At 44.6% G+C, this 22,283-nt stretch carries 14 protein-coding genes; 9 read left to right on the forward strand and 5 right to left on the reverse strand.

The window, feature by feature from the left end:
- Nucleotides 1-116 precede the first annotated feature (116 nt).
- Nucleotides 117-2,864 carry an insulinase family protein gene (locus tag ACGHAV_RS06645; RefSeq protein WP_390378122.1) on the reverse strand — a complete coding sequence of 916 codons (2,748 nt, stop codon included), beginning with the start codon at nucleotides 2,862-2,864 and terminating at the stop codon, nucleotides 117-119.
- A 179-nt stretch (nucleotides 2,865-3,043) separates the two neighbouring features.
- Between ACGHAV_RS06645 and sixA the strand changes: the two genes are divergently transcribed.
- Both sixA and ACGHAV_RS06655 read left to right on the forward strand, forming a co-directional pair.
- Nucleotides 3,044-3,559 (forward strand): phosphohistidine phosphatase SixA, encoded by a 516-nt coding sequence (gene sixA, locus ACGHAV_RS06650; RefSeq protein WP_390378125.1) that lies wholly within the window; start codon nucleotides 3,044-3,046, stop codon nucleotides 3,557-3,559.
- A 133-nt stretch (nucleotides 3,560-3,692) separates the two neighbouring features.
- Entirely contained in the window at nucleotides 3,693-3,878 is a 186-nt protein-coding gene (locus ACGHAV_RS06655; protein ID WP_334013024.1) for a hypothetical protein, read from the forward strand.
- A 95-nt stretch (nucleotides 3,879-3,973) separates the two neighbouring features.
- Here ACGHAV_RS06655 and ACGHAV_RS06660 read toward each other — a convergent pair whose 3' ends face one another.
- Entirely contained in the window at nucleotides 3,974-5,266 is a 1,293-nt protein-coding gene (locus tag ACGHAV_RS06660) for an HlyC/CorC family transporter (RefSeq protein WP_390378128.1), read from the reverse strand.
- Nucleotides 5,267-5,424: 158 nt separating this feature from the next.
- A complete protein-coding gene (locus ACGHAV_RS06665; protein WP_390378131.1) occupies nucleotides 5,425-6,216 on the reverse strand; it encodes an inner membrane protein YpjD in 792 nt (263 codons plus the stop codon).
- Nucleotides 6,217-6,468: 252 nt separating this feature from the next.
- Between ACGHAV_RS06665 and ffh the strand changes: the two genes are divergently transcribed.
- The 7 genes from ffh to ACGHAV_RS06700 all read left to right on the forward strand — a co-directional run bounded on the left by ffh (nucleotide 6,469) and on the right by ACGHAV_RS06700 (nucleotide 18,045).
- Nucleotides 6,469-7,899: a signal recognition particle protein gene (ffh, locus tag ACGHAV_RS06670; RefSeq protein ID WP_390378134.1), complete on the forward strand. Its 1,431-nt coding sequence runs from the start codon at nucleotides 6,469-6,471 to the stop codon at nucleotides 7,897-7,899.
- Nucleotides 7,900-8,081: 182 nt separating this feature from the next.
- Complete coding sequence (locus ACGHAV_RS06675; protein WP_390378137.1) at nucleotides 8,082-10,166, forward strand: hypothetical protein; 2,085 nt, start codon at nucleotides 8,082-8,084, stop codon at nucleotides 10,164-10,166.
- 305 nt (nucleotides 10,167-10,471) lie between these two features.
- Nucleotides 10,472-14,170, forward strand: a complete 3,699-nt coding sequence (locus ACGHAV_RS06680) for an ATP-binding protein (protein ID WP_390378140.1) — start codon at nucleotides 10,472-10,474, stop codon at nucleotides 14,168-14,170.
- Nucleotides 14,167-14,802 (forward strand): hypothetical protein, encoded by a 636-nt coding sequence (locus ACGHAV_RS06685; RefSeq protein WP_390378143.1) that lies wholly within the window; start codon nucleotides 14,167-14,169, stop codon nucleotides 14,800-14,802. Before ACGHAV_RS06680 ends, ACGHAV_RS06685 begins: the two co-directional genes overlap by 4 nt.
- Nucleotides 14,799-16,016 carry a phosphoenolpyruvate carboxylase gene (locus ACGHAV_RS06690; RefSeq protein WP_390378146.1) on the forward strand — a complete coding sequence of 406 codons (1,218 nt, stop codon included), beginning with the start codon at nucleotides 14,799-14,801 and terminating at the stop codon, nucleotides 16,014-16,016. Before ACGHAV_RS06685 ends, ACGHAV_RS06690 begins: the two co-directional genes overlap by 4 nt.
- A gap of 359 nt (nucleotides 16,017-16,375) precedes the next feature.
- Nucleotides 16,376-16,792 (forward strand): TerB family tellurite resistance protein, encoded by a 417-nt coding sequence (locus ACGHAV_RS06695; RefSeq protein ID WP_390378148.1) that lies wholly within the window; start codon nucleotides 16,376-16,378, stop codon nucleotides 16,790-16,792.
- Between the two features lie 38 nt (nucleotides 16,793-16,830).
- Nucleotides 16,831-18,045: an alpha/beta hydrolase gene (locus ACGHAV_RS06700; RefSeq protein ID WP_390378151.1), complete on the forward strand. Its 1,215-nt coding sequence runs from the start codon at nucleotides 16,831-16,833 to the stop codon at nucleotides 18,043-18,045.
- Nucleotides 18,046-18,077: 32 nt separating this feature from the next.
- Here ACGHAV_RS06700 and ACGHAV_RS06705 read toward each other — a convergent pair whose 3' ends face one another.
- Together ACGHAV_RS06705 and ACGHAV_RS06710 are read right to left on the reverse strand one after the other, a co-directional pair.
- Nucleotides 18,078-21,191, reverse strand: a complete 3,114-nt coding sequence (locus tag ACGHAV_RS06705; protein ID WP_390378154.1) for an efflux RND transporter permease subunit — start codon at nucleotides 21,189-21,191, stop codon at nucleotides 18,078-18,080.
- Complete coding sequence (locus tag ACGHAV_RS06710; RefSeq protein WP_390378157.1) at nucleotides 21,184-22,239, reverse strand: efflux RND transporter periplasmic adaptor subunit; 1,056 nt, start codon at nucleotides 22,237-22,239, stop codon at nucleotides 21,184-21,186. The genes ACGHAV_RS06705 and ACGHAV_RS06710 overlap by 8 nt, the downstream gene beginning before the upstream one ends.
- Nucleotides 22,240-22,283 lie beyond the last annotated feature (44 nt).

Consider the following 22,283-nt stretch of genomic DNA (forward strand, 5'->3'; position numbering starts at 1 on the left):
CCGAATTAACGTAGCCTCTACAAGGATTTTTTAACTTTAAAGGGATGATGGTTTACTTCTTGAGCAAACTTTGTGGCGTATATCACTATATACGTATGGTGCGGCGCATTTTCAGGCTAATAGTAGGGGATGAGCTGTTTAAATTCTGAAATGCTATTGATCGTTCTTTTCGCGTTTGTTGTCATCGCCTCAAACTTGCCTTTTGAGTACAATACCAGTTCGCCACAACGCTCTCTTTTTGCTAACTCTCCAGCAAAAGCTTGTACCTCTTCAAACGTTAAAGACTTTATTCTCTCGGCCAGTTTTGCGTTTCTTTTAAAGGAAAGATCTTGTGTCCCTAAACTCACCCAAAGCCGCTGCGATTTCATCGATAACGTAAGGTCACGCTCTTCCAGTTGTTTTATCAAATTTTGCTGAATAGTTGGCCAATAAAAACGGTAAAACTCTAATTCGTGAAGCTGTTGAAACAAGAATGTAGTTATTGCATCAAGAAGTTGCTTTGGGCTGCATTGAGGGCTTTGGATATAAAAAGCCATACCTGGATGCTGATTATGCGGAACGAAACCAGTACCCACAATATAACCCAATTGTTGTTCAGTTCTCAGCGCGTTGAAAAACGGTGCTGCTAGCATTTGTTCAATGACCATGCATAAAACGGTATCGGTAAGTTCTTGCGATGGCGCTTGTAAGTAGAGTACTACGGCAGAATCATCATGATTACAGGTTACTTCGTGGTATAGCGTTTCGCCAATCGGTAACTTTGATACCGACCTAGATAGAGGTTGGCTATTCGCATTCGCGCAGTGTTCTTTTATTTGATTGCAAAATGAGCCCGCATCTTTACTTGTCCAATTACCGTGCATAAAGGCTTCGACAAAATATTGACTAAAAGCGGCCGACTTAAACTCAAGCAATTGTGAATATGAGATGTTGTCAATTACATCTAGTAGCTCAACCGGCGCTTGCGTATTTCGTTGAATAAGTACACTTAGTCGAGAGAACAAACGGTTAGTGGGTTTGTTTAGTAATGAGTTATGAAGGCTTTGCATCTGCAGCGCTTTGTGATGCTCAAAGTCTCTTTCAGAAGGAGTAAAGTTAATAGCAGCATCAAGCAGTTGATTAGCGAGCAACGTTTGTTGATTAGTAAAGCCTCGCGTGTGCAAGGTAAAGCCCGCTTGATGACCATAAATTCGATAATGTAACCCTGCAATTTCAGCGCGATAATATCTTGCCTGAAGGTGATCGTTCAACGCGCCTAGCCATATGCGCTTCGCCGCTACCGCTGGCAATGAATCCGAAAAGTCAGCAGAATCGAAAGAAACGTAGATATCGCCCTTAGGGCTGTGAAATTGTTGATCTTGTGCAAACCAAAACCTAAAGCCTGACTCTTCGTGCATCTTGTTAGGTGTATCAAAGGAAGTTTCAGGTAAAACAAGTTGATACTCGTTGCCCAAATAAGGGTTTGCAGGAGGCAAATGCAAAGCTTCAATTTTTGAGGGAGAGCGAAAAGCGCTTAATTCCCTCTCGTCAACGGCTTCAACACTGTATTCGGCATTATAAAACGCACATACCTTTGTTGTTTTGACGTCTTTTGAAATCAGTTTGATGCGCAAGTTATCCGGTGTGAAGAAAGACAGCGCATGCTCTAAAACCGCTTTATCGTAACTACCTATTGTGGCGCGAAGCTCGTTAAGTTGCATAGGAGTGAAAAGAAATTGATGTTGAGCATATTCTGTTACAAGACTGAGTGATTTGACGTTTTCTTCATGTTCAAGTGCGAGCGCATTAAGCTTGGCTTTTTCTTTGTATCGCCATGCCTCACCTGACGACTGTCTTATGAGAGCGATGTAACTAAAAAGCGCCTCTACAACGCGGTATCGGTTTTCTAGCCCTTTTTGAGTAAGCTGAAAACTGACATTGAAATCTTTAAATGCGTCACCTTCAATTCCAGAACCGGCTATGAGATTTAGCGCCCATTCTTTCTGTTTTAGATACGCTAATAAACTTCCTTCTCCTTCATCGCCAATTAAATGACTAATGTAATTCAACGGCTTACATTTGTAGTCATTTTGTAATGCTGGCAATGCAAAGGTTACGATCATTCGCTTTGCCGCTTGCAGCGGATGAATGTTTATCTGCACACCTAGCTCATTGTCTGTGTACAAGCTTGGCCAATTATCACTGGCGAGTTCGCCAGCTTTCAAAGAACCAAAACACTGATGTACTAATGCCTCTAGTTGTTGAATAGGCATGGGACACGAAATACATAACCTCATATTCTGTGCACAATACAGCGCACCGTGCATTGTTTTAAGTCGTGACTTTAATTCAGTGCTTGAATGCTTTGAAAAGGTATCGCTGTTTCCTACTGAAAATTTGGCAAACGGGTGCTCTGGATTACAGGTTTCTTTGTGAATTTGATAAAGCCGGCGTAAATCATCTTTTTTCTTAAATTCAAATTCAGCGTGAATATTTTTTATTTCATTACACAACGACGCTTCTTCAAAAAGCGGTTGGCGGAGCATGTCTGCGAAGGCGGGAAGGGTTTGTGCAACCGCGTCGCCTGAACATTGGTAATGGTAGTTGGCATACTCAGTGCCTGTCCAAGCATTTATATTGCCGCCATGTTGCTCTATGAACCCATTAATAGCGTTGGGTTTTGGTAAGTGCCTGCTGCCCATAAACAGCATATGTTCTAATAGGTGTGCAAGCCCGTGACAGTCGTCGGGGTCATAAAAGTGACCGGCTCTAATCGACATCGACACATTCGTTTCGTTGAGATTCGGTGTGTGACACACCATCACGCGCAAACCATTGGGTAGGCTGAAGTGATGCGCGTTTTCGAAGTCGATGGTGTTATTCACATTTTCTCGCTATTTGGCAGTCAATGATAAATTGAGAACTGTGTGACGATTGTTTAGAAATATCTGATGTACAAAACCAATAATAGCTAAAAATTTCTATAATTCACCGTTTATTACTATGCGTATTATCAGCACTTTGATATCGTAACAATTCTTTCACTAATAGTATGCGCAATGTTATGTCAGGTCAAAGTAGCAACGACGACATCTATCTTTTTATCATGCGTCATGGAGAGGCTGAAGCACCACGATTGGACGATAAAAGCCGTCAGTTAACCGCGCTCGGAAGAGAGCAATCTGCGCTTGCTGCACAGTGGTTGAAAGCGCACTACTGCAACAATGGTGCTGTAGACTTGGCATTGGTTAGTCCATACCGCAGAGCGCGTCAAACCCACGACATGGTTTCGTTAGACATTATTGCAAATAAAATCGAAAACAATGATGACATTGTACCTGATGGTTCACCGCGTCTTGTTAGCGACTACATCGATGCAAGAGTGCATGCTGCTGTTAATGCGAAAAAGCCAATTAAATCAATGCTCGTAGTAAGCCATATGCCATTGGTTAGCTACTTAGTCGACGAGCTTTGCCAGTCGTATACCACCAGTCTATTTTCGACAGCGTCCATTGCTGTCATAAAATACTCACTCAAAGACCATAAAGGTACGCTAGTTACACACTATCAAGGTGTATAGTCGCTCTATTTTCTGTTTCAGCACTTCTTAGTTATTTGTTTAATATTTTTCAGCAAAAAACGTTAAGTAAATAGTTTCTCGGTCGATACTTTCTTTGAGAGTGTCAAAGTTTATTCTATTGAAGGGTTGGGAAATGGACAGCAAATCTATTCCTGAGCTCCTTAAGCGTTCGTTGCAGTCGCATATGGCGGAGGCAGATTTGCGTGAAGATGAGGAGACGCAGGATATAATTGCGAAGCTATCTGTTTTATCAGACAAGGTAGCGGCTGCAAAAGCGAAAGCGTTAGCCAAACGGGCTGAGCGCGCTAGTACGAAATAAGTGATAACTAATTCTCAGGCCACTAGCGCACAGATTGTCGCTACGCGACACAATCTATGCTTACTAGTTCTTTCAATGTCTTACAGCGCCGGTTTCTAATCTAACCCACCATCTTTAGGCGCAACATAAAACTCAGGCATTATTCTTACGGTTTTAATCATGTTTTCCGTAATGTCCACTATCTCAAGCGGATAGCCCGCTAAACGCACGCTTATCTTGTTTTCCGGAATATCTTCTAAATACTCCAACAATAATCCATTTAGTGTCTTAGGCCCTTCGGTTGGTAAGTTCCAATCCATTTCTTTGTTTAATTCACGTATGTTGGCACTGCCATCAACTAATACTGAGCCGTCTTGCTGTACGTGGGCTTCTTTGCTGTGATCTGGCACCATGCTTGTGGTAAAGTCACCAATAATTTCTTCTAGAATGTCTTCTAGCGTGACCAGCCCCATAATGTCGCCATACTCATCGACCACTAAAGCAATACGCTCTTTTTCCGCCTGGAATTTATACATTAAGGTATGCAATGGCGTAGATTCTGGCGTGTAGTAAATTTCACGAACCGCTCGAAGCAAACTTGATTTAGTAAATTGGTCTTTAGAAAGTAGTCGTAGTGCATCACGAACATGAACAAAACCAACCGCATCGTCGATACTGTCTCTGTAAAGTAAAACGCGCGTATGCTGGGCATGGGTCAGCGACTTTTGTATTTTCTTCCAGTCATCATTAATGTCGATAGCAAAAATATCCGCCCTCGGCACCATGATGTCTTCAGCGGTAACGCTTTCTAAATCAAGAATACTCACCAGCATATCTTGGTGTTTTTTAGGTATCATCGTACCAGCTTCAAACACCACGGTTCTAAGTTCCTCTCTGCTTAGTGAGTCATCATTACCGTTAGCTGGGCTAATACGAAGCATAGCTAATATGCCGTTGGTAATGCCATTAATAGCAGCTACGAAAGGGTACATTAACGTTAGCAGCGGCAATAAAATAATTGAGCTTGGAAAGGCGACTTTTTCTGGATATAAGGCAGCAAGCGTTTTAGGGGTTACTTCGGCGAATATTAGAAGAACCAGCGTTAAACCAAATGTTGCCGCGAATAAGCCCCAGTAATCACCGAAAAGGCGAATGCATAATATAGTGGCAAGTGACGATGCGGCAATGTTGACTAAATTATTACCAATTAGAATTAAGCCTATCAGGCGGTCAGGGCGGTCAAGCAGCTTTGCAACGCGAATAGCTGAGCGGTTTCCTTCACCTTGAAGGTGTTTAAGGCGATATCGATTAATCGACATCATTCCAGTTTCAGAACTGGAAAAATACGCTGATAATAATATGAGTACGCCGAGCGCGATAAACAGCGTACTCGTTGATATGTCGTCCAAGTATGGGGTTCCTGTCTTTAATTAGCCTTCAAATGTAGTTTTTTGAGCAGCGGGTTTCAAGCGAAATGTGCTGAAATGTAACAATGCTAGGCGAGTTTTCAAAAATTTAGCCTTCTATGGATCAGCATGAATGCTATGAGGCGTGTTCTTTGATGGGGTTAGAGAATAAGTTCCCTTACTAATTTGCTACCGAAATACGCTAATGACAGCAAGATCACGCCAACAATAGTTAGCACAATAACTTGCTTTCCGCGCCACCCTTTTATCTTTTGGCCTGCTAACAATATAACAAACACAACGAGTGCCGCGATAGACAGAGCGGTTTTATGCGCATACGCCTTACTAAACATGTCATCTAAGAAAAGAAAGCCGCTTAGCAATGAGACAGTAAGCAGTGTGGTTCCAGCAAGCAACAGTTTAAAAAGGATGCCCTCTACTAACATAAGCGGCGGTAGCGACGAGTGTAACAATGCGGCCCCTTTCTCTTTTAGGCGGTACGTTATGTAGGACATTTGCAGAGCATACAAAAAGGCTATTACAAGCGTACAATAAGCGAATAACGACAAGCTGATATGGATGACCAGTCCAGGCTGCAGTTCAATATGCACAATGTAGCTTACAGGAATAAATTTCGACACCAGCACAGAGAAGCTAGCGAAACTAAATACAACGGGTAGTAGAATTAAGTTTGGGATAGCGCGAGCAAAAAGCAGCATTGAAACGGTTATGATCCAAGACACTAAGGAGAGTACATTAGTAACACTCATGTCTTGCCCTGGAGCTCCCATAATGGCATTGGTCAAGTACGCAATGTGCGCAATAACACCCACACTGGCCAAAGATAATCCAAGCTTTTTATTAGGACCATCTTGATGGACAAACTTGCCAATTAACACTGCGGCTGCAAGTGCGTAGAGAAGAGCGGCAGAAATGGCGAAAAGGGTGTTCATGTTGCTTCCTGTATTGCAATGGTGAGTAGGTTCACCTGCTAAGTCGGTATTGATACTTCAACTTGCACGTAAATTCAACCATCTCCTTGATTTTGTTTGTTTCGTGCCCACTTTCACTGTATGCAAATTATGCGTGTAGCCAAGCTATTAATTCATTGAATGTAAAAATTAACCGTGTTTACGGGTACGTTAGCCAAACCTTTTACGTTACAATGTACGCATTACGTCTGAAATAAAAAGAAGTTTCATACTATGTTTGAGAATTTATCAGAACGCTTAGGCCAAACATTAAGAAATGTTAGCGGCAAAGGGCGTCTTACAGAAGACAATATCAAAGAAACACTTCGCGAAGTGCGCATGGCTTTACTTGAGGCCGACGTTGCACTACCTGTTGTAAAAGCGTTTGTTGCACAGGTGAAAGAGCGCGCAGTAGGCACTGAAGTAACAAAGAGCCTTAAGCCCGGTCAAGTTTTCATAAAAATTGTTCAGTCTGAACTTGAGTCAGTAATGGGTGAAGCAAATGAAAAGCTGAACCTTGCAACGCAACCACCGGCTGTAGTGCTTATGGCAGGTCTTCAAGGTGCGGGTAAAACGACCTCTGTCGGTAAACTTGCTAAATACCTTACCGAGCGCGAAAAGAAAAAAGTAATGGTAGTGAGTGCTGACGTTTATCGACCAGCCGCTATAAAACAGCTAGAAACCCTTGCGGGTGAAGTGGATGTTGCATTCCACCCATCAACAATTCTTCAACAGCCAGTTGATATTGTTAATGATGCAATTGCAGAAGCAAAGAAAAACTTCTTTGACGTGCTGCTTGTAGATACAGCAGGTCGTTTACATGTCGACAATGACATGATGGACGAAATTAAAGAGCTTCATGCTGCCGTTAAACCCGTTGAAACCTTGTTCGTAGTAGACGCTATGACGGGTCAGGATGCCGCGAATACCGCTAAAGCATTTAACGATGCGCTGCCGCTAACGGGCGTGATCCTTACGAAAGCTGATGGTGACGCCAGAGGTGGTGCTGCGCTTTCGGTACGTCACATTACTGGCAAGCCGATTAAGTTTATCGGTATGGGCGAGAAAGTTGATGCGCTAGAGCCATTCCATCCTGAGCGTATTGCCTCGCGTATTCTTGGTATGGGTGATGTGCTTAGCTTAATTGAAGAAGTTGAGCGCAAGGTTGATAAATCAAAAGCCGAAAAGCTTGCGAAGAAAGTTCAAAAGGGTAAAGGATTTGACCTTCAGGACTTTAAAGATCAGCTTGAGCAAATGAAAAACATGGGCGGGATGATGGGAATGCTAGATAAGCTTCCTGGCATGGGCGGCATGACGGATAAAATTAAAGACCAAGCCAACGACAAACAGTTTAATCAGATGGAAGCCATCATTAATTCGATGACGCCAGCAGAGCGCGCACGCCCAGATATGATTAAAGGGTCGCGCAAACGCCGCATAGCCGCGGGTTCTGGCACACAAATTCAAGATGTAAACCGTTTGCTTAAACAATTCACGCAGATGCAGAAAATGATGAAAAAAATGTCGGGCGGCGGCATGAAGAAAATGATGCGTCAAATGAAAGGCATGATGCCTCCAGGTGGCGGCTTCGGAGGGCCTGGTGGCCCAGGCAGCTTCGGAGGCCCAGGCGGTTTTGGCGGAGGCGGTGGTTTCCCACCTCGCTAAAAGGTAGCAGTCCTACAGCTATAATTAAAGCCTCAACGTGTTTAACGTTGGGGCTTTTTTATTTTCTGCATCTAATTCAAATTTTGGAACGTACGGCTTTGTGAAATAAATGTTTTCGTAATGTATGGAAGTTGTTGCGAACGGGTTTTGTATATGAACAAAGAAATTGTATAGAGACAAATATGAATATAAGTAAAGCTTCACAACAAAAATTTAAGGTTTCACTTCTTGCATCGTTTATGGTTTTGGTATTGGGCGCATGTGATGGTGATGATGGTATCAACGGTCTTGATGGTGCTAATGGGGTTGACGGTGCTGACGGCGCTCCGGGGCAAGATGGCGCGCCTGGACAAGATGGTAGTCCGGGTTTTGATGCTGCAACATTTTTAGTTGCTAATAACGGAGACACTAATCGAAACACGGTTAGTTCGGTGGATCAAAACGCAAATGTGTTGACCAATGTTACTACGGGAGCAAACCAAGGCGTTGTGTTTACTCAAAACAGTACGCTCGTTCAGGCCGGAGACAGCGACTTGCCGCTTTTACGCAGTATGTGTAACTTCGATGCACAGGATGGCTTTTCAGCAACAACGGGTCACGAAATAACAGGCGCTGCCACTGGGCTGGTTAATCCGAAAGGTATTGCATTTGCTGAAGAAGCTGGCTTGATTATGATAGCTGACTTTAACGGGCAGAAAGTAAGTGTATTCGGCGGACAAGCAGCTGGAGACGTAGCCCCTGTCGCTGAAATTATGACGTCTGCTAGACCTTGGGATGTGGCATACGACGAGCAAAGTGATAGGTTATTTGTAGCATTAACAGATGGAACGTTGGCGGTATACGATGACGTTGCACAATCTGGGTTTGCGCCAACGGTAATGCGTTCCGTTGTGCCTTCAGATGCTGATGGCAATCAGATATCAGTGAATCTTCACGGCATCTCTTATGAACCAATGTCTAATCGAATGATTTTATCAGATGTCGGGGACGCCGCAGTTGCAGATGATGGACAGATCTTCGTTATCGAGAATGTTTCTATGGCGGATGGTGCCGTAGAGCCTGCAAGAGTAATCGCTGGCCCAGCAACACAGCTTGGTAACCCTGTTGATATTGTACTCACTGGCTCAGACTTGCGAGTAGCAGAAAAATCGAATGACGCAATTTTAGTCTTCTCAAATATTTTCAGTGGCGCCAGTGGCGATATTGCTCCTTCGCTTGCAACACCTTCCATTAAGCCCGAATCACTTACAGAATTTGCAGATGTTGACGCTATTGTCGATGCATCAGACGATGGCTTGACCACAGTTCCAATCATGGGGCTAGCAGTATCAAGTAACCCTTCAACAGACGGGCCAACAACCGGGGAAGTTACACAATACAGCGCACTACTATCAAGTCAAACAAGTAGTTTTAATGCTGGAATGAGTATCGAAAGTGCCGCATTTACGGGAAGTGGTGACGGTGTTATTACCTTTGATGATCCAACCACATCAACTGGCGGGTTGATTGTTGTTAACCGTATTAAAACCATGCGTGATGGAATGATGTACAACGAAAGCATGGACCACATGATAGCAGGTAGTTCAACGGGACTAATTGCCCCTAAAGGCTTAGATATCTCCTCAAATGATGGTGTGGTATTCGTGGCCGACGTGAACGCTACCACACCAGCTGTACGCGTTTTCTCGCCTTGTGCCTCAGGCGATGTTGAACCACTGCTTACCTTGGAGGCTGCTAATGGCGGTAGACCATGGGACGTTGACTACGACCCAGCTACCGATACAGCGTACCTTGCACTAACCAATGGTACGATTGCAGTATTCGAAGAAGTGATCCGCCGAATGAACGGTGGGGAAACCGTTCTTACAGGTGAAGACAGGCTGATTATACCTGCAAGTGCTGATACTGCGTTTGCTGCACCCACTAATCTTCATGGTATAGACTATGATGTGCAGAGCGATAGCTTAGTGGTTTCTGATGTGGGAAGTGCAGCAGATGCGACTGATGGTAAATTGTATGTCATTCCAGGTGCTAGTCGCGCTGATGGACTGACTAACGTATCAGTAAACATCGCTGGCCCTAATTCGATGTTAGGTAATCCAGTTGACCTAATGATGAGCAATGGTCATGTGTATGTTGCCGAGAAGTCTAACGGTATGATTTTACGCTTCGACAATATCTTAAACTCTCCTTCTGGTGATATTGCAGCAACATATAGCGCTATGTATCCTGCGCCGGAATCGGTTCAAGTGTTGTCAATTAAGTAACGCTCAATCCGTAACATAAACATTGAGGTACGCTGCCTTTTTTGCACTTTCCTCAATGTTTTACACACCCTTTTAAACTTCTCTTTGCGCCATTTTAAATCTTCAGCATATTTGATTTAGCATGCTTTGTAGTCAACTAACAACGTGACATCTGTGCAAATTCCTCAATTCATAATACACTGACCGGCTAGGTATTCAGCGCGTACTAACAGTAGCACTACTATGCTGCCAGAAGCATAATAAAATCAGTGCGTTGTAGTACTGTATGAAGGTTCATACAGCAGATTAAACAATACAGGAACACTATGGCAGGCTTAAAACGTATAATTCTTATCGACACGCATTTGCCAGGCGTGGTTGAGCTAAAGCTTGATGGCCACACCAATATTTGTGGAACAAATGCATCGGGTAAGACCACTCTGCAGCGTCTTATTCCCGTGTTTTATGGTGAATACCCAAGCCGAGTGGTTCCTGCAACACGAGATAGCTTTGAACGTTGGTACTTACCTCGTTTATCAAGTTTTATTATATATGAATATACGCGTGCAGAAGGTGATCTGTGCCAAGCTGTGCTTAGCTCGAATGGTACGGGTGTAAATTACCGTTTAATTGGTAAGCCTTTTGACATTGCCGATTACCTAATTGAACAAAAAAGTGGGAAACATACCAGCGTGAGTAGTGCAGAGCTAGCGCGCGCCATGAAGCGTAGCAACGTCATGGTAACGAGCCTGCTAAACACAAAAGATTTTCGCGCTATCGTGCAAAACGACCACGGTGTGCTAAATCAAAGCAACAATGCGCGAGAATTGCTTGGCTACGCAAAAATATTCAGCTTGTGCGAGCCATCAAAGCACATGCGCCATATAGAAAAACTCGCTAAAGCGGTGCATTCAAAAGAAGGCAAGATGGAAACCATCAAAGCCATGATTGCTGCAATTTTAGAGGAAGATGGCGTAACACCACCAACCTCTGGCCTTAGCCGACATCGCGTGGATGATTGGATTAAAGAGTGCCATTTAATAAAACAATTCGACAAGATTCGCCCAGAGTTCTCAAAACTTGAACAGGCTGACATGGCGTTAACGTCAACAGAGAAAGTGCTTGCTAACCTTAAACACAGTTTTGAACTTGATAAAACCTACCTTGCTGCGCGTGTTGAAACCACGAAGAATGAACTTGACGAAAACAGTTTTCAGCGCAAGCAAACTGACAGTGAGTGGGGCGATACTCGTGATCACTTAAATCAAGTTATTTCTGCTGCCCGCGCCGATGTTGAAAAATTTACCAGCGAGCTCGACACTGTTGAGCAAGAATTCGATAAGTGGCAAGACGAAAATATAGAGCAGCTTAAAGAAGATGTTGCCAACTTATCGCAGTGGCAGAATGAAAAGTCGCTGACAGAAAGCCGGTATATTCTGCTTACTGAAAAGCACCAAGACATCGAGTCTGCATACAATAAGCGTTTAGCTGAGCTTGGCGAAAAGTTATCTATCTCTTTAGAAGAAATGTCGGCTGCTCGCCAAGAAGCTGCCGAGAACAAGGCAGAGCAGCAGCAAAATGAAAGAGAAGCGTTAAGTCGTATTCAAGATGACTACAATAGTCAGCTGAATGCGCTTAACAACGATTATCAAAACAGCTTAAGCGAATTAAAGGTAGCTGAAGCTGAGCTTAAAGCGTCGCTAAGCAATGCTGGCTACAACGAATTCGAGCAATCTCAGCTAGATATTTTAGATGCGGCAATAAAAGAAGCATCGGTTAACGAAGATACGGCTAGGGCAGAGCTTCGACAGTCTCAGCAAGCACATAATAAAGCCGTTGAATTTCGCAAAGAGTGCTCCAACGCACTTGATAAAGCACGCGGGGCATTTCAGCTAGAAGAAAAGGCGGTTAACAAGATAAATGCCTTGTTATACCCAGGTGAAGGCTCATTGCTTGAGTTCTTACGCGCCAATGTTGACGACTGGGAGCTTTCTCTAGGTAAAGTTATTCGCCCAGAATTACTAGAACGTAGCGACCTTTCTCCTGAAATGGGCAACGCAACCGATACGTTTATGGGTATTAAGCTGGCGCTTGGTGAGCTTGATACGCCAGATTATGCCTATACCGAGCAAGCGCTTAAACAGCAACTTCAGGAAGCTGAAATACGTCAGGCGGCCTCACTTGCTGCGCAGAACGAATGCGAACAACGACTCGCAAAAGCAAATGAAGACGTACGCAATGCCGAGCTTGTGGTAACGCAAAAAGACAATGCAGTTAAAAGTGCTGAGGCTTCTCGGAAACGAGCCCAACAAGACAGAGATACTGTACTCAGTGAATATCAACAAGCGTTGTCTGCAAGAAAGCAAAAAGCAAAAGCAAAACTTGAAAGTAATCAGCAGGCGCAAAAACAACAAAAAGCCCAGTTCGAGCTGAGTCGAGACGAAATAAAAGATCAGCAACGCGAAGCGCAAACCGAACATAAATTTCACTGGCAACAGCTTATCGCAGACAGTGAAGCGCGGGTGTCACAGCTAGATAATGACATGCGCAAAGCGAAAGAAAGCGCTGCGAAAGACCGCCAAGACATGCAAGACTGGCTTGAAAGTGAATTAAATAATCGAGGCGTAGATGTTGACGAAATAGGCCAGTTGAAAAAAACAATCAACAAGCTTAAAGAAGAAATCGCTCGTACCGAAACACATCGTCACAAAGTGGCCGATTACGAGCGCTGGTACACTAATGTGTTTACAAAGCAAAAAGTGGTGTGGCAAGAAGGTCTATCGAAATCTCGTAAATTACTTGGGGAGTCTGAGCGTAGCCTAGCAAGCAAACAAAGTACGTATAAAGCTATTCGCGAACAGCTGCAAGAACAGCATGCCCAGCTTGAAGCAACGTTAAAAACCTCAACTGAGCACTTGGAACAAGTTAGAACCTTAAGTAAGTCTTTGGCAAAACTCTCGCTTCACGCAGGTGATGAAAGCTTAGAAATTAAGCACGATGATGTAAGTATTGGCCAGCGTATTTCAGAGGTTCAGAGTCAGCTACAAGAGCGTGAAAATTTACTCAGTGATATACGCGCTTATGTTGAGCGTTTCGATCAGCTAATTGCTGCTCAGGCGGGCACGGGGTTATCAGACACGTGGGAACGCGCGCGTGAGGAATGTGCAACGCTAAATGCGCATGGAGTGAAAAGTTTTGATCATCGCCGTATGGTGTCGCATCTTGCTCAATTGCTTAACGTTATCGTGCCCCAAAAGCTACAGGGGTTACGTGAGCAAGGCCGTATTTTTGGTGCTGACCTCTCACAATACTACTTCGTTCTAGCCGATATCGATAAGCGCATTGTGTCGCAAAGCCGTCGTATCACCCAAGAGGTTGATGGCGACTTATCGCTTGACGGTGTTTCAGATTCAGCAGTGAAAATTCGCTCTCGTATTAGCGAACTTGAATTTTGGCCCGAACTTGAGCAATTCAGAAAGCTTTATGAACACTGGATGGAAGAGGGCGCGAACGAATTGCCTGAAGAAGAGTACGGCCAAAGCATGCGTCGAGTGCTAGATATTCTTGGGCGCGCCGCGCTTACCGGAGGTATCAGTAAGCTGCTTGATATCGAACTACATCTTCGTGAAGGTAATAGCGACCTTGTTATTCGTACCGACCGTCAGCTTAATGAATCCTCGAGTCACGGTATGGCATACCTTATTTTATGTAAGTTCTTATTGGCCTTTACTCGTCTTCTTCGTGGTGATGCCGATGCCACAGTGCACTGGCCTATCGATGAATTAGGTACGCTTCACCAAAACAACGTGAAGAAAATTTTCGAAGCATGTCAGAACAACAACATAAGCGTAGTGGGGGCATTCCCTAACCCAGAGTCGGAAGTGCTTACGCTGTTTGAGAACCGTTATTTAATTGACAAAGTCACGCGTCAATTGCAGGTGGTGCAGCCAAAAGCAAGCACTATAGCAGCCAGAATTAAAGCAAGAAAAAGCGGTGAAGTAGCCGGTGAGGAGACATCAGCATGATGACAGAACAAGGCCGTGTGCTAAGTGCACTTTTACAGGGCGCGTTTATTTGTCAGATAACCGACGAAGAAGGCTGGCGATTTTTAAAAAGCAGAGACAATGCCGCGCAACTAGAACCTCACCTTACGCTGTTAAACCGAACACTTTCTACTACCGCTGAAGGTGACGTATTTTTTGCTAGTTACCTCACTATAGGCGAAAGCGAAAGAAAGGTACTTACGCAACAGTTTCAAGATACGGCGTCAAACCTTGTTCCTTTGGTTGAATGGCTTCTTCTTGTGCAGCAAGCGAACGAGTCAGACATGCCTATCACTATGGGCAGTGCAATTCGTTTGAACGAGCTGCAAACCACGATTGAGGATACGCCAGCATATGCCGAACAGCTTGAGAAAATTTCTCGCTATCGCATGTTTGGCTCTACCAGCGTTAATTTAGATGGCCAGTTAAAGCAGGTATTCAAGCGTTTAACAGAAATGGGGTATTTAATTAAACCCAATCCAGATAAACAGATTTATCTGGGCACAGGTAAAATTGAACACCTTTATGAGATGCTGCGCTTTATTGACGAAACCGAGGCGCTTAGTTTATCCGAACAGGCGGAGGCCGCTATTTCGCAAGGTAGCCTGATATGAGCCAAGTGTTAATACAGGCCGGCACCAAACTGCTTAATGCGTTAGGTCGCCATAGCGACTTAATAATGCAGGCGTATGTTAATGGTTCGGTAAAAGAGCGTGATTACAGCCCTAAAGTGCTAGAGCAGTTAGTACAGTTAGGCGTGCTGTGGCGCCCAGAAGCGCAAAGCGAGCTACGTCTAAAAAGTGCGGTAAGAACCTTACTTGAAGGAAGCTTACAAGACGAGCGAAATCGCACCATTAACGCCAATATTGGTGCATCGTTAGCAAGTTTAAAAACACTTACCGAACACTACAAAGAAGCGCTACATTACAACAAATACAACGAAGCGGCAGCCCATATGGGCGATTTAACCGAGCACGTTTATCAGCTATCTGAGTCGTTGAGCAATAGCGTACGTGTAATGTTTAGCCGCATAAATAACGAATTTGGTTATGTATCGTCGGTTGAGGCAAAAATTCGTGAAAACGAATTGGCGCAAGGGCAGGTAACAGACTTGCTTGCGCAACTTGAGTGCTTTCGCTTTGACGAGCTTAGTGAACTTGCCGGCTCTAACCGTGAACTTCGTCATTTGCTTGTTGTTTCGCTACAACAGCGTTTTGCAAAAGCAGCGCAAGAGCTTTCAGTGGTTCAAGCTCGCTTGCTTGACTTACTAGGTCGCTTTAGAGAGTTTCAAGGGCGCACTCGATTGCTTAAAGGCTTTTTGCTGCATATGGAGCAACAGCCCGACTTTGCCCCAGGCAATTATGCCAACCTTACTAACGTACCGGTATTGTTTAATCAGTCTACATCAACTATTTCGACTGCTGCGGCAAATGTAAATAACGTTGAACACGAAGTTGATTATCAACAAATAGTGGCATCACTTACACATGTCCATAAACGCAAAGTGAAGCACGAAGACACCAAGCCTGTTGATATTGACGTAACCGAACAGTCTACGGTGTCGCTAGAAAAAGATCCGCTGCAAAAAGCGGTGGAAGCTTATTTCTGCGACGTCATTGATTCAGGGCAGCCAAAAACTGCATTAGATTATTATGAAGAACAGTCACTTGAGTTCGATCCTGAAGTATGGATTTATCAGGTTATTGGTGGCTATCAGGCTTTGGACGACCAGGATAAGCAGTTTTTTGCATTAGAACCGCATGGTAATAACGATAAAGTCTATACCGGCAATTTTTACATCAGTGATATCACGCTTGGATTGAGATAACGGTAAAGTTATTTAAAATCAGGAAATTAGAAAGCTCGTCTGCATGATGTCTTTTTTGTAAAGTAAAGAGTGTTATGCATAGCGGGCTTTTTTTGTGCCAATTATCAAAAATATTTGAGTATTACGCGCTTGGCTGATGTCTAAAAGTCGATATAATGCCATGGGTGTTTACACTTATTTAACATTTGAGCTTTAACGTTCACGAAGACGTAACTCTTCTGTCAATTTAACGGTCTAAGTTAGTACAAGTGCCAAAACACAGCTGAAGCAGCTTTCAATAGGGCTGCATGTAGAAGTGTTCTGCAGGATGCGGAACAAGCAGTGGTACTGCCGCGTACGGTACGAAGAGGAAGAATACTATGCAATTATCAGATCAACAGAGCTTCAACCAAGCCCTTATCAAACTGTCTGTTTTACTGTATCAGGTCGATGGAATGGTAACTCTATCAGAACAAGACTATCTTAACGACATGGTCGACTCTCTAGATTGGCAAAGCCCTATCTGTCCCGAAGCATTTTTAAACGACACGATTTATCAAACTCGAAAAGCCATCGATACGGGTGACGCAATAACCTACCTTCGTAGCTTAAAGGACGATTTAGCTTTTAACGCTGAAAAAACCATGGAAGTTGCTATGGCAATAACGGGCGTTGATGGAGAGCGCAGCGAAGAAGAAACAGAGCTACTTTCGCTTCTTACGCATAAATTGCTTGCGAAAGCGTTAGTGTCGGGTACGCATTCGTCAGCTGCTAGCACTCAGGAAACGCTACAATAAACATTCGGTTGTAGCACATAGCAAAACGAACTCATCCATTGACTCTATTTTCATTTTTTAAATGGGCGACACGAACCAGCATTGCCCTTGGGAGTGTTGCTGTGCTTTCAGCCTGTCATTCTTCTTATAGCGCACAATTTACTGCTGGTAGCGCTACATTCCCTATCCAAACTGCGCCTTACAGTGAGTATTTGCGCCAAGTTAAACAATATATTGAAGCTAACAGAGCTTTTATCGGCAGTGATCAAGCCTCTGAAGTGACGATGAATATGCCTTTTGAGTGCGGCGAACAAAATAATGACGTTGGGCTACTATTGGTTCATGGCTTGGGAGACTCCCCTTATTTCTTTAGAGATATTGCTGATGCTATGTGTGCTCAAGGTATTCATGTGCGAACTTTGTTGCTAAAAGGGCACGGCACTAAGCCCGGTGATATGTTGACGGTTAGTTATGAGCAGTGGCAAAACGAAACAAATTTTCATGTTGAGTTGTTTTCAAGAGAAGTCGACACACTATTTATTGGCGGCTTTTCTACAGGTGCTAATTTAACGACTTTAACGGCATTTAATCGCAATGATATCGCAGGTTTAGTTCATTTCTCACCTGCCTTCAAATCACGATTTTTTGTCTCGCGCTTAGCGCCTTACATAGGCACGCTGTTCCCATGGCCTAATGTTGAGGAAGAAGATAACCCCACGCGTTATAACTCCACAGCTATGCCGGGTTTTGCCGCCTACCAAGAAAGCGTAAATGCGTTGCAAGCGCGTTTTAACAACAAAGATGAAAGTAAGCGAACACTACACGTTCCGGTGTTAATGGTCGTAGCCGAAGACGACAGCGTTGTAGATACGAAGACCGTTGCTAAACAATATCGCGATAACTTTACGCACCCCAAGAAGTGTTTGTTATGGCAAGGTGGAAGTGCACCTAATGTAATGCCTCAGCAGCTGAAGATGCAGTCTATGGAATTGCCCGAGCAACAAATTAGCGCGGCATCCCATATGAGCCCGCTTTTTTCAAAAGGTAATGCTTTCTATGGTACACAGAGCGCGTTTCGTATCTGCGACAATGGGCAAGGGGCAGATAAAGAAGCAATATGCAAAGCGGGCGGCGATATTTGGTATGGCCCGTGGGGTTATAAAGAAGAGGGGAAGGTACACGCTCGTTTAACGTATAACCCATACTTTGAAGAGCTTGTGTCGCAGTTAGTCGCGTTTACGCATATCGAGAAAACCAATGCGCTTTGCCATTAAGCAAAGCGCATAACGCGTTCAAAGTAATATTTCTATTGCTGTGCTTGCGCCTCTTCCATCTCTCTTTCTAAACGAGCGCTTTCATCTGCACGAGGTTTAGTGAAGCGGGCTAAGGCAAGATATAGCACAGGCGTAAGATATAGTGTAAACACTACTGCAATACCTAACCCACCGAATACTACCCATCCAATAGCATTACGTGCTTCAGCTCCAGCTCCGGTAGACAATATAAGAGGAAGCCCGCCTAAAATAGTGGAGACTAACGTCATCATAATAGGGCGGAGACGCACTTTACCGGCTTCTACAATGGCCTCGAAAATGTCGTATCCTTTGTCTCGAAGTTGGTCAGCAAACTCAATAAGTAGAATAGCGTTTTTGGCTAACAGACCAATTAGCATCACCAAACCAATTTGCGAGTAGATGTTAATACTAGTGCCCGTTAGAAACAGAGCATACACTGCCGCGGCAATACCAAATGGCACGGTGAGCATAACCACTATTGCACTGTTCACACTTTCAAACTGTGCGGCGAGCACCAACAGTACAATAATAAATGCAAGCACATAGGTCATTGCTACTTGCTTAGATGTTTCTTCGAAGGTCTGCGCTTCACCCAAAAAGACTAAACCAATACCGTCTGGAAGGCTCTCTTGTGCCAATTGTCGAATAGTGTCAACCATGTCGCTCAACGCGGCATTTTCAGGTAGCTCCATCTCAATTTTTATAGCGCGACGTTGTGCTTGTCTTTCTAGCTCTGCAGCCACACCTTCTTCGCTAATAAAAGCCACACTGGAAAGCGGCACTAAGTTTCCATCATCGCTCTTTACATACAGGCTTGTTAGGTCTGAAGGGTTAAGGGTACTGCGATTACTGGTTTGTAGCATGATAGGAATAGACTGGTCACCTACATTTAAGTCTGCAATGTCATCACCATTTACCGCAGCACGCAGTGTGCTTGCAATGTCAGCCAGCGGAACGCCGAGTTCTTCGGCACGACGTCTATCGATGTTAACGCGCATTTGGGGCTGAGTAGGATCGTAACCTATACGAGGTCTTCCTAATTCAGGAAGCGCGTCTTCAATGACTTTCGCAAAGTCTTGTGTTGCGGCGAAAATATTCTCGTAGGTGTCTCCGGTAAGTGCGAGCTCAAGCCCACCACCTTGGCCTCGAAGATTGAGACTGTTTCCACCAAACGCATTGCCTGGTGCACCAGGAATTTGTCGAAGCTGAGGACGTATTTCATTCACCACATCTTGCAATGATTGGTCTCGCTCGTCCCAGTGCTTCAATGGTGCAGTAATAAAAACAATATTTGGATCCCAGCGACCTACAATTGTGTACATAGAATCAATGGTGCCGTTTTCTACATAGGGCAGCAGCAGCTCTTCCATTTTTTCTGCTTGCTTGTCCATGAAGTTCAGCCCAGCTCCGTCTGGACCTCTAGCAAAAATCCGAATGGTGCCGCGATCTTCACTTGGCAGTAATTCATTATCTATATTTTTCGACAAAATATAGGCGCCACCGCCAGCGGCAAGGCTTAAAACACCTATTAGCCAGCCATATTTTAACGCCTTTAATAGTGAGGCCTGATATAGCGACAGGCACTTATTACCAAAGCGACCGAAGGTTTTACTGAACAAGCCGTTTTTATTGTTTTGCTTTACCTTTAGCCTTGCGGTCAATGCTGGTACTAGCGATAGTGCGACAAACGACGAAATAACTACGGCACCTGCTAATACGCCACCAAATTCTCTAAATAGACGGCCTGCAGTTGAGGGCAAAAAGGCAATGGGAATAAACACAGAAGCAAGCACAGCGGTAGTGGCTACCACAGCAAAAAATACTTCCCTTGTACCGATAACGGCAGCGGCTCGCGCGCCGAGGCCCATCGCTCTTCGTCGTTGAATGTTTTCAGATACCACGATGGCGTCATCAACAATCATACCTGTGGCTAGCACAAGCGCTAGCAGAGTAAGAATATTTACCGAAAAGCCCATTCCCCAGATTATGGCAAGTGCGCCGGCAAGTGACACTGGAATCGATAGGGCAGGGACAATGGTTGCGCGCCAAGAGCCTATAAATACCAACAATGTAACGATTACAAGTGAGACAGTAAGGCTTAAGCTAACTACTACCTCTCGTACCGAGTCACGAATGAACTCGGCATCGTCTGACGTTACTACAATATTCATGTCAGTAAATCGTTTGTCTAGATCGCTCACCATAGCAAGGACTTCGTCAGAAATTTCTATCGTGTTTGAGCTGGCCTGACGAATGACGCCCACACCTATAACAGGCGTCCCATCTAAGCGGACCATGCTGGTGGTATCGGCTGGTCCAAAATACACGCTTGCTACATCGTTTATACGAATATCACCCGCCACAACAATGTTGCCAACATCTTCTGCGGTCACCGATGTAGCATCGGCTCGCACAATTAAGGCCTGTTCAGCTGACTGAATACTGCCAGCAGGTACATCAAAAGGGGCAAGCGCAAGTGCGTTGGCAATATCGCGCATCGACAACCCGAAGCTGGTAAGGCGGAGTGGGTCAACTGACACGCGAAGAACGCGCTCTCTGTCACCATTGAGAGTAACGTCTGCTACGCCTGGTATACTCAGAAATAATGGAGCTACATCGGTATCTACACGCTCGGTAAGGGTTTCCATATCAAGTGTGTCACTTGATATGGCAAGACTGACAACTGCCTGCGCATCGCTGTCAGCACGAATAATCGCCACTTGTTCCACATCTTCAGGAAGCTGACGCTGGACACGGCTGACCGATTCACGAACTTCGTTTGCGGCATCTTCTAGGTTAACCCCAGGACGAAACTCAACGCGGACTCTTGCTGAATTCTCTTCACTTTGCGCGTAAATACTTTTCACGCCGCTCACGCGCGCAACAGCACCTTCTAAACGGCCTGTTACTTCAGCGTCAACCGTCTCTGGTGAAGCTCCAGGAAAGTTTGCCGTTACCGTAACGCGTGGTGTATCAACGTCGGGAAGCTCTCGTACTTCTAAACCGCTTAAAGCAGCAAGACCCGCAATAGCGATAAGCAGGTTTAAAACCACAATAAGTACAGGTCGACGAATAGATAATGATGGAAGATCGCTGGTAGAGGTAGAAAGCTGAGGATCACTCACCGGTTGGCCCTCCAGCCAATTCTGTTGTTATTGCTTGGCCGTTTCTTAATCGTTGAACGCCCTCTGCAATGAGAGTATCACCTTCTTGAATCTCACCTGACACCAATATAGTGCCCCTAAGGCGCTGGTGAACATTTACGTCAACCTTCTGCGCTTTACCATCTTTGGCAAGCCAGATATAAGCCCCGGTTGCTCCCCATAACAATGCCGCTTCTGGCACAGCCGCAAAACGGTCGCCTTCGATGCTTAAGTTCACTCTAAAACTCATTCCTGGGCGAAATGCATCGTTTGAATTGTCTAGGACTGCACGGGCTCGAAGCGTTCTGTCTGTCTCACTTATGCGCGTATCTACCTGCGCTATCTCTGCGCTCACGCGCTTTTCTTTATCACTCCAAGGCTCAAGCGTTACCTCTGTTGCGTTCATTAAAACTCGAAGGGCTGCCTCGGGGGCCTTAAAATTGATAAACAACTTGCTTCTGTTATCAAGCGTAGTAATGACGGTTTGCTCATTTATACGATCGCCCACTTCAACATCAGTTATGCCCACAATACCATCGAAAGGCGCAATAATATGCCTGTCTTCTAGGTCTGCTTTAGCATCTTCTAATGCAACTTCAGCAAGATCACGCTGCGTTCTAGCGATGTCTAATTCGCTGACGGGAACAGCCCCAGTTTTGTAGCTTTGTGCAAGCCTTTCAACAGTGCGCTGGGCGTCGGCAAGAGTGAGCTCTGCACGTTTAAGCGCCGTTTGTTGCCTGCGATCATCTAGCTTCACCAACACTTTGCCCTTTTCCACAAATTGGCCAGGAACAAAGTTTATTTGTGTCACTTCATCAGATACGGCAGGATAAAGCACAATAGAGCGAACAGCCTCTGCACTGCCTACGGCCTCGACCTTTCGTGTTTCGTTAACAAAGGTGATGGGTTTAGTGACAACTAGTTTTGCCTGACGATCACCAAAAAACTGTGCATGTGCGGTAGGCACAATTAAACTCAACACAACAAGACTCATCCATGTCTTGATGTATGTAGGTACAAACTTCTTCATTATTTACCCATGCGATATTTTGTTATGTGTGTTGCTTATAAAAC

Origin of the sequence: Alteromonas sp. MTD1 (assembly GCF_042848195.1) — a bacterium.
GTDB lineage: Bacteria > Pseudomonadota > Gammaproteobacteria > Enterobacterales > Alteromonadaceae > Alteromonas.

Coding starts and splice junctions, on each gene's coding strand:
- sixA (WP_390378125.1), top strand. CDS start 3,044: ATGTCAGGTCAAAGTAGCAACGACGACATCTATCTTTTTATCATGCGT.
- ACGHAV_RS06655 (WP_334013024.1), top strand. CDS start 3,693: ATGGACAGCAAATCTATTCCTGAGCTCCTTAAGCGTTCGTTGCAGTCG.
- ACGHAV_RS06665 (WP_390378131.1), bottom strand. CDS start 6,216: ATGAACACCCTTTTCGCCATTTCTGCCGCTCTTCTCTACGCACTTGCA.
- ffh (WP_390378134.1), top strand. CDS start 6,469: ATGTTTGAGAATTTATCAGAACGCTTAGGCCAAACATTAAGAAATGTT.
- ACGHAV_RS06675 (WP_390378137.1), top strand. CDS start 8,082: ATGAATATAAGTAAAGCTTCACAACAAAAATTTAAGGTTTCACTTCTT.
- ACGHAV_RS06680 (WP_390378140.1), top strand. CDS start 10,472: ATGGCAGGCTTAAAACGTATAATTCTTATCGACACGCATTTGCCAGGC.
- ACGHAV_RS06685 (WP_390378143.1), top strand. CDS start 14,167: ATGATGACAGAACAAGGCCGTGTGCTAAGTGCACTTTTACAGGGCGCG.
- ACGHAV_RS06690 (WP_390378146.1), top strand. CDS start 14,799: ATGAGCCAAGTGTTAATACAGGCCGGCACCAAACTGCTTAATGCGTTA.
- ACGHAV_RS06695 (WP_390378148.1), top strand. CDS start 16,376: ATGCAATTATCAGATCAACAGAGCTTCAACCAAGCCCTTATCAAACTG.
- ACGHAV_RS06710 (WP_390378157.1), bottom strand. CDS start 22,239: ATGAAGAAGTTTGTACCTACATACATCAAGACATGGATGAGTCTTGTT.